This is a genomic window from Bacillus sp. FJAT-29790 (assembly GCF_019039215.1).
In the GTDB taxonomy this organism is placed as follows: domain Bacteria; phylum Bacillota; class Bacilli; order Bacillales; family Cytobacillaceae; genus Cytobacillus.
In genome coordinates, this window is the sequence record NZ_JAHNZZ010000007.1 from 44,449 (window position 1) to 58,931 (window position 14,483).

The window sequence follows — 14,483 nt, forward strand, 5'->3', positions numbered from 1 at the left end:
ACTCCAATCAACTCAGTTGTTAATATAAAAACGTAATAAAAAAGCAACAAAGTTTTACGAAAAGAACCTTAAAAAAATAAAATAATTGATAAAAACTTGAAACATTTCTGTAATGTAAATCGTCTATATTAGTGAACAGGAAATAATGATATTTATTATATATGAAAAAGCTGAGAAAGAAAAAATGAATGAAAAAATGCAGAGGATTTAATCCCCTGCAATGTGTGAAATTAATTTAGAATTCTTATTTTAACGGTTTTTCGGCCCCAACGATAGGCTTCCGCTTTTGACGCGAAGAAAACATCAATTTTGTTTCCTTTGATGGATGAACCCGTATCAGCTGCAACAGCATACCCGTAGCCCTCAACGTAAACTTTTGTTCCTAGTGGAATCACTCTCGGATCTACAGCGATCACTCTTACATTTGGATTTGCATGCAGGTTGAGGCCCGTCGCTGTTTTCCCTGAACAGCCATTACAGCTTGCTGTATAAGCCGTGGATGTGACATAAACCTCCTTGCCGCCGCTTTGATCCACACTTCTGGAAACAACTTGCTGGACAGCTTTTGTTCCAACCGCCACAACCTTATCCTGTTTTTCTTTTACTTTCTTCTCACTAATTAACTTTCGTGAGATTTCTTTGCCATTTTCTAAAACAACTTCATACTCCTTCGTTACAAGGCCTGCTTTGCCTTGATTAACGACTTTTTCGGCTCCTTTGGCCAAATTGCTGTCTTTCTTCGTGACGACAGCGAACTGAATTGGTTCTTCCACTACATCGGTGACTTTTTCAACTCGAATGACTTTTATTATGTCATTTACTTTGACTGTCTCTTCTGCTTTCGGTTCAATACGGTCTAAATTGCTTATTGTAATGCCCTGCTGCGATAAAAAGTCAGCGACCGTAGTCGAAGTTGACCATACTTGCTGCTCCTTCCCGCCATCTACAAGCGTTAAAGGAAAAGCTTTATCTACTTTAATTTCCAGTTTGCTTTTAATTTTTTCCTCGAGCTTTGGCTGAACTTTATCATGAGCAGTAATGGCAATCTCCTGTTCTTTCAAAAGCTCTCCAACTGTTTTGGATAATGTCCAAATCGTTTTCTTCTCGTTGTCTTTGACAATTTGAACCTGTTTTGCCGGTGTCCAAACAATAGCTAAATTGTTTTTCACCTCTGTGTCTACCGAAGGAAACACATAATCCTCTGAGCGTAAAGAAATATCTAAATCATCGAATAGATCCTGTATCGTAGCTGCATGTGTTTTAATCACTTTTTCTTGGCCGTCTACAGTAATGGCTACCGTTTTTTTCGTTGTTTCAAATAGTAAGAAGCCAAAGGCGGCTGCAAAGACTATGAAACTACCAGAAATGATGGCCAATTTCTTTTTACTCAAAGACTTGGAAAACAGGCTTTTCATGTTTTCGAATACGATGAAAAACGCCTCCTTTTCTCTCGGAGTGATTATATAGACTATCTTGCCGGCTGTCAACTCTTTACCTTCTCTGTAAAAACTCATGCTCCTATTATGGGCAAGAAGAATAACACCTGTCGAAAGGCTTTATTCGCCATTTCAAACGAATAAGTAGACATTCATGCCCCTTTGGTACCAAATACTGACAACTGTCAACTCCAAAAAGTCATACTTTCTTTCGGCGTTTGATAAAAAATCAGCTCCCCTCTCAAACATAGTTCCTATTATGCAAAAATTTCAAGAGAAAGAAAAGAGAGACTTATCGACACCGTTATCCTATGTGCGGACGAAGAAATGTAGAACTTTTTGGAATTGAGAAAAAAAGGGACAAACTACCTAATCAATCGACAAAATCCGTTATCAGTTTATGCCGAATAATTTCTTTGCATTGTCAGTTGTTGCTTTGGCTACTTCTTCTAAAGAAATCTTCTTAATTTCAGCAATTTCTTCTGCTACTAGCTTCACATAACTCGGTTCATTTCGCTTGCCTCGGTATGGATGAGGGGTTAAATACGGGCAATCCGTCTCAATTAACAGCTTCTCCAATGGAATAACTTCTGCCACTTCCTTGGGTTTCTTTGCATTTTTAAAAGTAACAGGCCCCCCTAGCGAAATATAAAAATTCATATTTACACATTCCTGTGCGATCTCCGGGCTGCCACTGAAACAATGCATAATGCCTCCGACCTCATCAGCCCCTTCTTCTTTCAATATTTCAACGATATCAGCTGTTGCCTCCCGGTTATGAATGACAATTGGCAGCTTCACCTTTTTAGCCAATTGAATTTGTTTTCTAAACACCTCTTTTTGGATTTCCTTCGGAGACTTATCCCAATAATAATCGAGCCCCATTTCCCCAAGAGCAACGACCTTCGGATGACTTGATAGCTCCTCAATCCATTGAAGATCTTCATCCTTCATATCAATTGCATCAACTGGATGCCAACCAACACAAGCATAAATAAAATCATATTTCTCTGTTAACTCCATCGCCTTTTCAATTGTTGGGCGGTCAAAGCCAACTACCACAATATGAGAAACCCCTTCCTGTCGGGCCCTGTCAATGACTTCGTTTACATCCTCATTATATTGTTCGGCATTCAAATGTGCGTGTGTGTCGAAAAACATAGAAAAACTCCTTTTTACAAATATTATTTTTTGGTTACAGTTCTTTCATTTATATAACATAAAGACAAGTCATTAAACCATTTGTTTGAAATAGTATGTAGACCTTCGAGTTTGTTATTTAAATATAATTTCTGTTAGATAATATTGTTGGTCTAGTCGTGGGATCGATTTACCTTCCGAGAGGCGGGTTTTGCATTCGCAAAAAGGCTCTCTACGACGCATAGGACGTGGCGTTTATAGTCGGCCAGGCAAAATCGCCCTGCTAATATGCATATATCAACAATGTTAATTAAAGACTAAATATAAGTAATAATAGATTTAATTGTTCCAGTTTACGTTGTTATTATGCGAATGTTTTTTCGAAATATTATTTTATAAAAGAAAAACATAGAAATGTCTAACGCATAATGTTACACGTGAAACATTTCTATGTTTTGAAAAATTATTTTACTCTTGCTCCTAACGGAAGAGATTCAGCAATCGTCGCTAAAGATAGTGATCCATCCTTGCTTCCCGCAAGAATCATACCTTCCGAAAGCTCCCCACGCAGCTTAACAGGCTTTAAATTTGTTACACATATGAGTTTTCTTCCTACCAATTCTTCCGGTTTGTAAAATTGAGCAATCCCTGAAACAACCTGACGCTTTTCATAGCCAAGATCCAATTGAAGCTTAAGAAGTTTATCTGCTTTTTTGACTGGTTCTGCATGAATGACTTCTGCAACTCGCAAATCGACCTTCATGAAGTCATCGATGGTGATCTCTTCACTTTCAGGCTTTTCTTCTGCTGCCTTCTTTTCATCTTGTTTAGGTGCAGAACCTTGCATCTTTGTTTTAATGAAATCAATTTCTTCCTCTAAATCAAGACGCGGGAAAATTGGATTGCCTTTCGCAATCTTTGTTCCTTCTGGAATCCTCCCGAAGCCTTCTAGACTCTCCCATGAAGTCAAGTCATCTTCATTCACATTCAATTGAGTGAAGATTTCTTTCGGTGCACGAGTTAAAAACGGCTGCAAAAGGATCGCAATTCGTCGTAATGATTCGGCTAAATGGACCATAACGTTTCCAAGCTCTCCATTTTTCGCTTCATCTTTCGCTAAAGCCCAAGGCTGTGTTTCATCAATATATTTATTCGTTTTGCTTACTAATTGCCATACCGCTGTTAATGCAACGGAAAATTCCATTTTTTCCATAGCCTCTTCATATTTAACCACTGTTTCCTGATTAACTTGAAGCAATGACTGTTCGAATTCTCCAGTAGAACCTTTATAAGTTGGAATAACGCCTTCAAAATACTTTTCCACCATTGCCAATGTACGATTTAATAAGTTTCCTAAATCATTAGCAAGGTCAAAATTGATTCTCTCTACAAACCCTTCTGGTGTAAATACGCCATCCGCACCGAAAGGAACTTCTCGCAATAAATAATAACGTAAAGCATCTAACCCATACCGATCAATTAATGTAACAGGATCAACCACATTCCCTTTGGATTTGGACATCTTCCCATCCTTCATTAGCAGCCATCCATGTGCAAACACTTTCTTAGGCAAAGGAAGGTCTAAAGCCATTAACATGATTGGCCAATAAATCGTATGGAAACGAACAATTTCTTTGCCAACTAAATGGACATCCGCAGGCCAGTAGTTTAAGTATTTAGAGTCGTCTTCTGTCCCATATCCAAGAGCGGTTATATAGTTCGATAAAGCATCGATCCAAACATAAATCACATGCTTCGGATTCCCTGGAACCTTAATTCCCCAGTCAAAAGTAGTTCGTGAAACAGCCAGATCTTCTAATCCTGGCTTGATGAAATTATTAATCATTTCATTTTTGCGTGACTCCGGCTGTATAAATGAAGGATTCTCTTCGTAATACTGAAGCAGTCTGTCTGCATATTTGCTTACCTTGAAGAAATAAGACTCTTCTTTTACTTTATGAACCGGTCTACCGCAGTCTGGACAGTTCCCTGCTTCTAACTGCCGCTCAGTGAAATAAGATTCACATGGCGTACAATACCAGCCTTCATAATGTCCGAGATAAATATCGCCCTGCTCCAATAATTGCGCAAAGATTTTCCCTACAATTTGCTTATGCCTATCTTGCGTCGTGCGAATAAAATCATCATAGGAAATATCAAGCTTTCTCCAAAGCTCTTGAATACCATCAACAATCCCATCGACATAGGCTTGAGGAGTAACACCTGTTTCCTCTGCCTTCTCTTGAATCTTTTGTCCATGCTCATCAGTACCCGTTAAATACATAACATCAAAGCCGCGCATCCGTTTGTAACGGGCCATTGCATCGCCTGCCACCGTCGTATAGGCATGTCCGATATGTAAATTGCCGCTCGGATAGTAAATTGGTGTTGATAAATAAAACGTTTTTAATTTTTCCTCCATGGAAAAAGTCCCTCCCTTTATTAAAAAACTTGATTTCAAGAATCTGTTCCATTATAAAAAATCCCGACCAAAGGGACGAGAAAAGGAACGATGATAGCTCACCATTATTGCGCTGTTTGTATAAATTTAAAGTTTTCCGTTAAGATAATACACTCGTCATTTTTTCCTCTTATACCATAAAAATATACCTAAAAATTAGGATTTGTGCAACAAATGGGCATATTATAAGGTTTTATACATATGCGCTGTTAAACAATATTGTGGTCTAGTCGCGGGATCGATTTACCTTCCGACGAGGCGGGTAAAAACAATGCTCCTGCGCCAAAGAGAATTCAAGAAGAATTGTTCAGCTCGTCGCAAGGCAGCACGATGTAATTCAATGGATGCTAAACCTTGATGTGATTGAAATCAGTAGCCTTGCTATCGCAAAAAAGCTCTCTCCGACGCACAGGACAAGAAAAGCTTTAGCAGCATTAACATCGCACGAAGAAAAAGTGTTTTTCTTTTTCGAGGACGTAGCGTTTTTGTCGGCCGGACAAAATCGATCCGCTAATATGCATTTATCAACATCGATCATTAACATAGCCTATACATAAGTGAGAAATTGCTTTGGGTGAATTTCAAATAAAAAAATAGAATATTTATAGGTCTAATTAAAGTTTAAATATAATTATAGATCATGTCGTAAGATTTGTTAAACTTTGTCGAATTTTCTCCAATGGAGTTTTTATTATTCCGGATTTCTAAATCGTGATCCCCTAGTATCATTCTTTCAATTCCGAAATATTCGCCTACTAAACCTATATATATCAAGCATTTTTAACAAAGGTAAAAAATACTATTTAAATTGAAAATAAAGTAATTGACGTATTTGGGAAAGGCTGGTATTATGTAATTAACAAAGAAATTTGTCGAATATTAGCGAAAAAACTAAAATAGAAAAATATTTTCAGAGGTTTGAGAGGAGAATAAAAAATGAAATCTACAGGTATTGTTCGTAAAGTTGATGAACTTGGTCGCGTAGTAATCCCTATTGAATTAAGACGTACATTGGATATTGCAGAGAAAGATGCACTTGAAATCTATGTTGACGACGAAAGAATTATCCTTAAAAAGTACAAGCCAAATATGACTTGCCAAGTAACTGGTGAAGTTTCTGATGATAATATTACGTTAGCAAATGGAAAGTTAATTGTCAGCCGTGAAGGTGCAGAACAATTATTGAAAGAAATTCAAAACCGATTTGAGCCTGTAAGATAATTGTTTTAAAAAAGCTTCTCAAATGTTGAGAAGCTTTTTTATTGCCTGTTACCATAATATTATCAGTTTTAGGTTCGACTCCCCTTATGAGATGGCCTCCAGGGAAAGTTACGGACTATTCTTTAATATGAAATTCGTGGTATACCTCTCTCTTACTCAAGCCTCTGTCAGTGGCTGTTTGCTTAATAGCATCCTTACTGGCCAATCCATTAACTGAAATATAATGGTTTACATGTGCTTCGATAGACAGACTCTCCCACCATACGGATTCTTCCTCCTGAAGCTCAGCTGATGATCCTTCAATAATAATACAGAATTCTCCTCTAATTTCTTCACTTTCAGCCCAGCCTAAGACCTCTTTGACGGTCCCCCTAATAAATTCCTCATATTTTTTTGTTAGTTCTCGGCAAAGGGCTATCTTTCTGTCGCCCATTTGTTCTTCAATTAGTGTTAGCGTTTCTTTTAACCGATGGGGTGCTTCATAAAGAATCGTTGTTGCTGACAATTTCGAAAGCCCCTCAAGCTCTTTCCTCTTGATTTTTTTTTGCCGGTTTAAGAATCCGAAAAAATAAAATGGCTGCGTATTTAGTCCTGATGCAATAAGTGCAGTTAAAGCTGCATTTGCACCTGGAAGCGGCACAACCGTTAATTGTTCAGCAGCTGCGGCTGCTACTAATTCATATCCAGGGTCAGAGATCGTCGGCATTCCGGCATCACTTACAAGTGCAATCTTTGCACCTTCCGCCAACTTTTCAATAATCTTTTGTCCACTCGCCACTTTATTATGTTCATGGTAGCTGATGATTGGTGTTTCAATCTCAAAATAATTGCACAGTTTTTTTGTATTTCTCGTATCCTCCGCCGCAATATAATCCGCTTCTTTCATCATCCTTATTGCCCGAAAGCTCATATCCTCGAGATTGCCAATAGGCGTTGGGACTAAATATAAAATGCCTTTCTGATCCTCATTATTAAAGCTTTTTTGCTGCCACATAAGTACCACCTGTTTCTTTTATTAAAAAATCTTCTTTCTTTTTCCGCGGCCACTGCTTAAATTCATATTCTGCCTTCAAGGCGTCACTCTTATTTACATACGGCCTTGAAAAGACTAGCTCAACAGGCCCTCTGCCTCTCGTGTATTTTGCTCCCTTCCCGTCATTATGAAGCTTAATCCTTCTATTAAGATCGTTCGTATAGCCTGCATACAGACTGCCATCCTTACAATGGAGTACATAAAAATAGTGATCTTTATTTTCCATATAAAATTTCCTTAATCTCTTGCGTGTATTCATTTCCTTCATTATAAACAATCAAAGGCGGCAGTATTTTCAAATCCGGATTGCCGTACTTTGTTGCTTCGATAAGCAATGTATTCGCCTCTTTCCTAGCCTTCGGGTACACGAACTGGATTTTTTTTGGCTCCAAGTTGTATTTACGCATTAACGTCATAATATCAAGGAATCTTCCCGGCCGGTGAACAAACGCTACTTTCCCTCCTTGCCTTACTAGTTGACTTGCGGCTTTTATCGCATCCTCTAACGTACATAAGATTTCATGGCGGGCAATCGCTAAATGTTCGTTCTCATTGATTTCCTCAGAAGAAGGAGTAGGAAAATATGGCGGATTACATGTAACGACATCAAATTTACCGTACCCAAGCTTCTTTGGCATTTCTTTAATATCTCCATGGATCATATGTAAACGATTTTGCAGTTGATTGTATTCGATACTTCTCTCAGCCATATCAAAAAGACGTTCTTGAATTTCAACCCCCGTAATGGAACCTTTTGTTCTTGCGCTTAAAAACAAAGGAATTACTCCATTTCCGCTGCAAAGATCGATCACGTTTCCTTTTTGAACTGGCATATAGACAAACCTTGCCAGCAATACCGCATCAAGCGAAAAAGAAAACACGGAAGGGCTCTGGATAATTCGTAATTCCTCAGCCAGCAAATAATCTAAACGTTCATCTCCCTTTAAAAAATCCATTTTCTTTCCTCCATTATCATACTGGATATAAATTGTGATTAAATAGGGCTGTATTCTTAAACTTTGGCGCTGTTAAACAATATTGTGGTCTAATCGCGGGTTCGATTTACCTTCCGAGAGGCGGGTTTTGCTATCGCAAAAAAGGCTCTCTTCAGGCGAAATCGCCCCGCTAATCTTCATCCATGCGAAAACGACCTAAGTAAAAAATAGCCTTCCCTTTATAGGAAGGCCAGAATTTTTATTTCTTATTAAGGAAGGATAAACAAAACAGACAGTCTCCCTCTTTTCGGGGGCTTCCAAAATGCAGATTACAAATATGAAAGCCTTCCTGATACAGTCGGGCAAGATTGTCATACCCTTCCCCAATGTCCATTATTTTATCGTCGGACGGCTCCATTTTATTGGTTGTCCGATCTTTTTTACTTGCCGATTTACTTTTTTCCGTGCTTATATCCAAACGGCGTCTTAGATGTTCATTTTCCAGCTTTAAAGAGTTATTCTCTTCTAGTATTTCTGCCAAATGCTGTTTTAACTCACCTAGCTGCCGATATAAATGTCCGATTTGGGTTTCCATATTACTTACTGAATCAAAAATTTCTTTTTTATCCACGTATTCCACCTCATTAATCTGTGGATTGAACCGAAACAGCACCCTGTTTTATTATTTCATCCAGCGTATATTCAAGGACACGCTCCTGGGAGGTTACATCTACCCGAAGCACCCGCTCTAAAATATTCAAGCCGACTACCTTTCCTGGACCGTCAGGCGTTTGAATCCATTCTCCAAGATCCGGAAGCTGTGCTTTAGCGGCCTCATATTCGTCATTTTCATATTTCAAGCAGCACATTAGACGTCCACATAAGCCTGATATTTTCGTTGGGTTTAAAGAAAGATTCTGATCCTTCGCCATTTTAATAGATACCGGATCAAAGTCACCTAAAAACGTAGAGCAGCATAGCATTCTTCCGCAAGGACCAATACCGCCAAGCATTTTCGCTTCATCTCTTACCCCAATTTGGCGCAGCTCGATCCTTGTTCGGAAAATCGCTGCTAGATCTTTCACGAGTTCGCGGAAATCTACTCTTCCGTCGGCAGTAAAGTAAAAAATGACTTTATTGCGGTCAAACGTATATTCAACATCAACTAGCTTCATATCTAATTGATGGGTACTCACCTTTTCACAGCAAACTTCATATGCCTCTTTTGCAGCCTGTTTGTTTTCTTCAACGATCAGGCGATCTTTCTGATCCGCAATTCGGAGGACTTTTTTCAAAGGAAGGACAACATCATGTTCATCAACCTTTTTCGGTGCGACGACTACCTTTCCATACTCCACACCACGAACGGTTTCAACAATGACAAAGTCATCCTTTTCAACCATTAGCTCGCCGGGATCAAAATAATATATTTTGCCCGCTTTTTTAAAGCGCACACCTACTACATCATACAAATGAAGACCCCTCCTGCAATTTCAACACAAGCTGTTCCATTAACAGCTGCGGATTCATATTTGCATGCAATTTTCTTTTTGCTTCCAAAACAGCTGTCATCTGTTCCGATAAACGCTTGCCAGAGGATTGCAATGCAAATTGCTCTAAACGGCTTTTTTCATTTAGATAAACAATCTGCTCCTGTTTGCCGAGCTGTATATATAATAAATCCTTAAAAATTAGAAGTAACAGATCTAATCCGCGATCGAATTGTTCTTTCTCTTTAAAGTGTACAAACCATTCCTCCTGGAGAGCCACCATGGCATCCAGCGGATTTTTTTTAAGCACTTCATATAATTTTAACACTATTTTTTGCGCTTGTACAAACCAATCATTCTGACTATACAGGATGGCCTCTTCTAAATTATTAGTAAGCTGCGCAAGAATAGGTGCCATATTTGGCGCAACCCCATTAGAATGAAGCATATCAATCATTGCTTCAGGCGATAAAGACTGAAATGAAATAGTTTGGCAACGAGAAAGAATAGTAGGAAGGATTTGCTGTGCCTGCTCCGTAATCAAAATCGCAATCGTATAAGGGTGCGGCTCTTCTAAAAACTTCAATAAACTATTAGCCGCGCTGACCGTCATCCGATCTGCGTGAACAATCGTATACATTTTCCTTTTCGATTCAACACCTGTTTTTGAAAACTCCTCTTGAAGCGATTCAATCTGATTTTTTTTGATTGATAGCCCATCAGGTTCAACAACATGTACATCCGGGTGGTTTCCGTTGTTAATTCTTTTGCAGTTTAAGCAAGTTTCACAAGGGACATAGCCTTCTGCTGGGGACTTACAAAACACACTTTTAGCCAAAAGAGTACTTGCTTCTCGTTTTCCCGTTCCATTCATTCCTTCAAACAAATAGGCATGTGCCAGCCGGTCCTTCATCATACTATTTTTAAACATTTTCAAAACGACCGGCTGAATTCCTTCTAGCTGTTCCCACGTTTTTGCCAAACTGATCACCACTTACGTATATATATTTATTAGGCTTTGTTAAACAATTTTGTTGATAGACACGCGGGATCGATTTACCTTCCGAGAAGCGGTTCTCGCTATCGCTCAAAAGGTTCTCTCCAGGCAAAATCGCCCCGCTAGTCTCAGTTTATCAACATTAATTACTAACAGAGCCATTTATTAAAATTCCTTAACTATCTGCGAATGTCACATTCTATTTAAAACTGAAGGAAATTCTCGATCGGTAATACAAATACGGTTGCACCGCCTACTTCAACCTCTACCGGGTACGGAACATATGAATCGGCATTTCCTCCCATAGGAGAAACAGGGGCTATTAGCTGGTCTCTTGACTTACAATTTTCTTTAATTATTTCTAAAGCTCGATCCACACGTATATCTTCAGTCCCAATCATGAAAGTCGTGTTCCCTGATTTCAGGAATCCTCCTGTACTTGCTAATTTGGTCGCACGAAAGTTATTATCCACTAAGGCATTCAATAATTTATTGCTGTCTTGATCTTGAATAACCGCTAAAATTAATTTCATATTTTCAGCCCCTTTCATTTTTCCGAATCGTGTTCGCCCTTCCTATCTACATTATAGCAATTATTTGCAGAACAAACATATTTATATCATTGTTGGAAAATGGAATTTAATAAAATAAACACAATTATTAAAATAAAAGGTACAAAAAGCCTTAAAGACTTATTAGTACTTTAAGGCTTTTTGCTATTTTTTCTGATGGATAATCTCTTTTAGTTTATTTTCAGTTTCCTTCAATACCTGCTCAACAGGCATCGAAGCATCTATTTTATAAATCCGGTCAGAGTATTGATTGATTAATTGATCATATCCCTCACGTACTTTATGATGAAATTGAAGGTCCTCCAGGTCAAGACGATTTACTTCTCTATCTTTATGTCTATTAATCCTTTCGAGACCAGCCTCCGGCTCAATATCAAAATAAATCGTCAGCTCCGGCATCATACCTTCGATTGCAAAGCGGTTAATAGCAAAGACCTCATCTATCCCTAATCCGCGTGCGTAGCCTTGATAAGCTAATGAACTATCAATAAAACGATCGCATAAGACGATAAATCCTTTTTCAAGTGCAGGAAGGACTTTTTCAACAAGGTGCTGTCTTCTTGCTGCTGCATATAAAAGCGCTTCTGTCCGTGGATCCATTTGCGTGTTTTTTTTATCAAGAATGACGCTTCTTATTTGTTCAGCAATTTCTATTCCACCTGGTTCTCTTGTCTGCAGGACCTGATAGCCTTCTGCCAACAGTTTTTGGGCAAGCATCCCAATGATCGTGGTTTTCCCTGCCCCCTCTGGACCTTCCATCGTTATAAAAATTCCCTTTTTCATTGTTAACCTCCAAGATGATCCAGTTATTGTTATTGGCTTTTTTCGTAAGCTTTGTTGCGATTTAACCCAAAAGCGGTGTAGTTGATTTCCGCTCCAGGATGATCGCTCCAATCAACTTCATACAAAGCCTTTTAATTAAGTGGAAAAAATGTCTATCTTACCATTTCTCAAGCTGCCCCAGTCCTGAAATCTAGCCCCTGTTTCCAGCAAAAGTCTTATGTTTTGGATATCCTCCCATCTAATTATTTCCCCGGGAAATAAAAGAGGGATGCCTGGAGGATAGGGAATGATTAACTGTGCGCTTATTTTTCCGATAGCCTCGTCCAAAGATACTGGCCTGCTGTTAAGGGCTGCTCTTTCTTTGGCATTCATAGCCAATTTTGAAATATTGGGCTTACTTCCGTAAACTGTTTTCCTTTTTACATTCTTGGTATATGTGACAAATTTTAATGCAGCATGAAAATGGCTCACAATTTTATCAATCGGATATTTCATATCAGACTTCAACAACGGAACGACGAGAAGGACATTAAAGGGATCGGCCATTTCAGGATAAATTCCTTCGTTTTCAAGTAAATCCTGTATATCATAACCACTTAGTGAAGAAGTGGATTGAATCGTTATTTTCAAAGGATCACCGATGCCGTTTCTGTAGGATAAAACCTCGATTCCCTTTAATTGTTTAAGTCCCTTCTTAAGTTCATTTACCTTTTGTAGAAGACATTCAGCATCATTATTCGAATATGTTGCTAAATAACTTCTTGCAATGTCTAGGGAGGCCATAATTGGATACGAAGGGCTACTTGATTGCAAAATTGCAAGATTTCTTCGTACGTCTCTTTCTGAAATAATGTCAGTATTATAATGGAGAAAAGCGCCCATCGTCATGGCAGGAAGGGTCTTATGAGCTGACTGAACAACGATATCAGCTTTTAATTTCACTGCTGAGCGCGGGAAAAGGCCGCCCCTCACAAAATGGGCGCCATGGGCCTCATCTATTAAAACGGGAATTCCATTGAAATGGGATAACTCAATGATTTCCTCCAGTTCATTGACCATTCCATAATAATTCGGATATGTAAGAATAATCGCCTTCGCATCTGGATATTTATCTATCGCCATCTTAACTGTATCTACAGATACCCCGCCGGCTACTCCCCAATCCTCATCAAAATCAGGTCCTAGAAAAACAGGGTCCGCCTTTACTAAGCTTATCCCATTTAAGATAGACTTATGGCAATTCCTCTGCACAAGAACAGTGTCATTCTCTTCAACAGCTGCCATTATCATTGCCAGGTTACCAACAGTCGAACCATTCACTAAGAAAAAACTCTTTTTTACTCCATATAATTGAGCAAGCAGCTCTTCTGCTTCTAAAATAACTCCCTCTGAAGAATGAAGGTCATCTAAGCCACTTAGTTCTGTTACATCAAGTTTTAGCATTTCTTTAAAAAAACCATCTGCATCCTTTGGGAAAAGTTGTCCATATTTATGTCCGGGAACATGAAAAGAAACAGGCTTTTTTTCGATATGCTTTATCAATTGTTCAAATAAAGGTTTCCTTTTCTGATCCATTCAAATCACCAAATATCCTTTGTTATTTCTCATCTATTTTACCAAATTGGCCAGGTAAAGTGAAACTTCCCTCCATGTTGATTTTCGATGACGATACGGGTCGCTGCTATTGTTATTACACATTAAGCGGGCCATTCAATAAATCATGAGGTAATGTTAAAGAATTCCATGATAGACATACAACCAAATAAGATTTATTTCATACAATGGTAATTAAGTAAGTTTCCTGAATAACATTTTCTGAATATTGTATATAATCTGATGGATAAGAACAGAATGAAGGTATGGAGGTGAAGTGATTGAGTATGCTAATAGCAAAGGAACATATTAAGGAGAAATGTGTCATTTGCGAGCAAGCGAAACAAAAAGGAATCCATCTATACACTTCTTTTATCTGTACAGATTGCGAAAGTGATTTAATTTCAACAGATACTGGTAATCCTAGATATAAATACTTCTTAAGGAAATTGAGAAAGATTACAAATCTAGAAATACTTTGATAGATCCGCTCCGAATTGGGGCTTTAATTTTTTTATTATATTTTAGCACTAAAAAAGAACACCCTCTTAGGTGTTCTTTACTTGCTTGGTGACGTCCTACTCTCACAGGGAGCACCCCCAACTACCATCGACGCTACCAGTTCGGCTATGAACGGCGAATCTCTGCATCTGCTGCTCTCGTTCCATCCTCATGTGCCTTGCACATTCCGGGCGTCACTCCTTTGCTTCCTTGACCTCCTTGTTCCTAGGCAACCTGGAAATTGTAGTTTTAGTTAGACTCCATTCTTTAATCATTTACAAATATTTCTATACACAAAAAGAGTACCACATGTGGTACTCT

At 38.5% G+C, this 14,483-nt stretch carries 14 protein-coding genes; 2 read left to right on the forward strand and 12 right to left on the reverse strand.

Going from position 1 to position 14,483, the window contains the following annotated elements; genetic code table 11:
* Positions 1-230 precede the first annotated feature (230 nt).
* From BGM26_RS21125 to metG, 3 genes are all read right to left on the reverse strand, one after another.
* Positions 231-1,415: a G5 and 3D domain-containing protein gene (locus BGM26_RS21125; RefSeq protein WP_217042280.1), complete on the reverse strand. Its 1,185-nt coding sequence runs from the start codon at positions 1,413-1,415 to the stop codon at positions 231-233.
* A gap of 414 nt (positions 1,416-1,829) precedes the next feature.
* The gene (locus BGM26_RS21130; RefSeq protein WP_217042264.1) at positions 1,830-2,597 is read right to left on the reverse strand and encodes a TatD family hydrolase; all 768 of its coding nucleotides are present in this window, start codon (positions 2,595-2,597) and stop codon (positions 1,830-1,832) included.
* Positions 2,598-3,039: 442 nt separating this feature from the next.
* The gene (metG, locus tag BGM26_RS21135) at positions 3,040-4,998 is read right to left on the reverse strand and encodes a methionine--tRNA ligase (protein ID WP_217042265.1); all 1,959 of its coding nucleotides are present in this window, start codon (positions 4,996-4,998) and stop codon (positions 3,040-3,042) included.
* A 975-nt stretch (positions 4,999-5,973) separates the two neighbouring features.
* Here metG and BGM26_RS21140 point away from each other — a divergent pair.
* The gene (locus tag BGM26_RS21140; RefSeq protein WP_217042266.1) at positions 5,974-6,258 is read left to right on the forward strand and encodes a transition state genes transcriptional regulator AbrB; all 285 of its coding nucleotides are present in this window, start codon (positions 5,974-5,976) and stop codon (positions 6,256-6,258) included.
* Between the two features lie 115 nt (positions 6,259-6,373).
* Here BGM26_RS21140 and rsmI read toward each other — a convergent pair whose 3' ends face one another.
* From rsmI to BGM26_RS21185, 9 genes are all read right to left on the reverse strand, one after another.
* The gene (rsmI, locus tag BGM26_RS21145; RefSeq protein ID WP_217042267.1) at positions 6,374-7,252 is read right to left on the reverse strand and encodes a 16S rRNA (cytidine(1402)-2'-O)-methyltransferase; all 879 of its coding nucleotides are present in this window, start codon (positions 7,250-7,252) and stop codon (positions 6,374-6,376) included.
* Positions 7,230-7,517: a GIY-YIG nuclease family protein gene (locus BGM26_RS21150; protein WP_217042268.1), complete on the reverse strand. Its 288-nt coding sequence runs from the start codon at positions 7,515-7,517 to the stop codon at positions 7,230-7,232. Before BGM26_RS21150 ends, rsmI begins: the two co-directional genes overlap by 23 nt.
* Entirely contained in the window at positions 7,507-8,247 is a 741-nt protein-coding gene (locus BGM26_RS21155) for a tRNA1(Val) (adenine(37)-N6)-methyltransferase (protein WP_217042269.1), read from the reverse strand. The genes BGM26_RS21150 and BGM26_RS21155 overlap by 11 nt, the downstream gene beginning before the upstream one ends.
* Positions 8,248-8,485: 238 nt before the next feature.
* On the reverse strand, positions 8,486-8,857 hold the full coding sequence (yabA, locus tag BGM26_RS21160) for a DNA replication initiation control protein YabA (RefSeq protein ID WP_217042270.1): 372 nt from the start codon (positions 8,855-8,857) through the stop codon (positions 8,486-8,488).
* A gap of 13 nt (positions 8,858-8,870) precedes the next feature.
* Positions 8,871-9,698: a PSP1 domain-containing protein gene (locus BGM26_RS21165; protein WP_217042271.1), complete on the reverse strand. Its 828-nt coding sequence runs from the start codon at positions 9,696-9,698 to the stop codon at positions 8,871-8,873.
* The gene (gene holB / locus BGM26_RS21170) at positions 9,691-10,698 is read right to left on the reverse strand and encodes a DNA polymerase III subunit delta' (protein WP_217042272.1); all 1,008 of its coding nucleotides are present in this window, start codon (positions 10,696-10,698) and stop codon (positions 9,691-9,693) included. Before holB ends, BGM26_RS21165 begins: the two co-directional genes overlap by 8 nt.
* Before the next feature lie 218 nt (positions 10,699-10,916).
* The gene (locus tag BGM26_RS21175; protein ID WP_217042273.1) at positions 10,917-11,246 is read right to left on the reverse strand and encodes a cyclic-di-AMP receptor; all 330 of its coding nucleotides are present in this window, start codon (positions 11,244-11,246) and stop codon (positions 10,917-10,919) included.
* A gap of 183 nt (positions 11,247-11,429) precedes the next feature.
* On the reverse strand, positions 11,430-12,068 hold the full coding sequence (gene tmk / locus BGM26_RS21180) for a dTMP kinase (protein WP_217042274.1): 639 nt from the start codon (positions 12,066-12,068) through the stop codon (positions 11,430-11,432).
* A gap of 135 nt (positions 12,069-12,203) precedes the next feature.
* A complete protein-coding gene (locus tag BGM26_RS21185) occupies positions 12,204-13,643 on the reverse strand; it encodes an aminotransferase class I/II-fold pyridoxal phosphate-dependent enzyme (protein ID WP_217042275.1) in 1,440 nt (479 codons plus the stop codon).
* A gap of 305 nt (positions 13,644-13,948) precedes the next feature.
* On the opposite strand from BGM26_RS21185, the gene BGM26_RS21190 reads away from it, so the two are divergent.
* Positions 13,949-14,143, forward strand: a complete 195-nt coding sequence (locus BGM26_RS21190; protein ID WP_217042281.1) for a sigma factor G inhibitor Gin — start codon at positions 13,949-13,951, stop codon at positions 14,141-14,143.
* Positions 14,144-14,483: the final 340 nt, after the last annotated feature.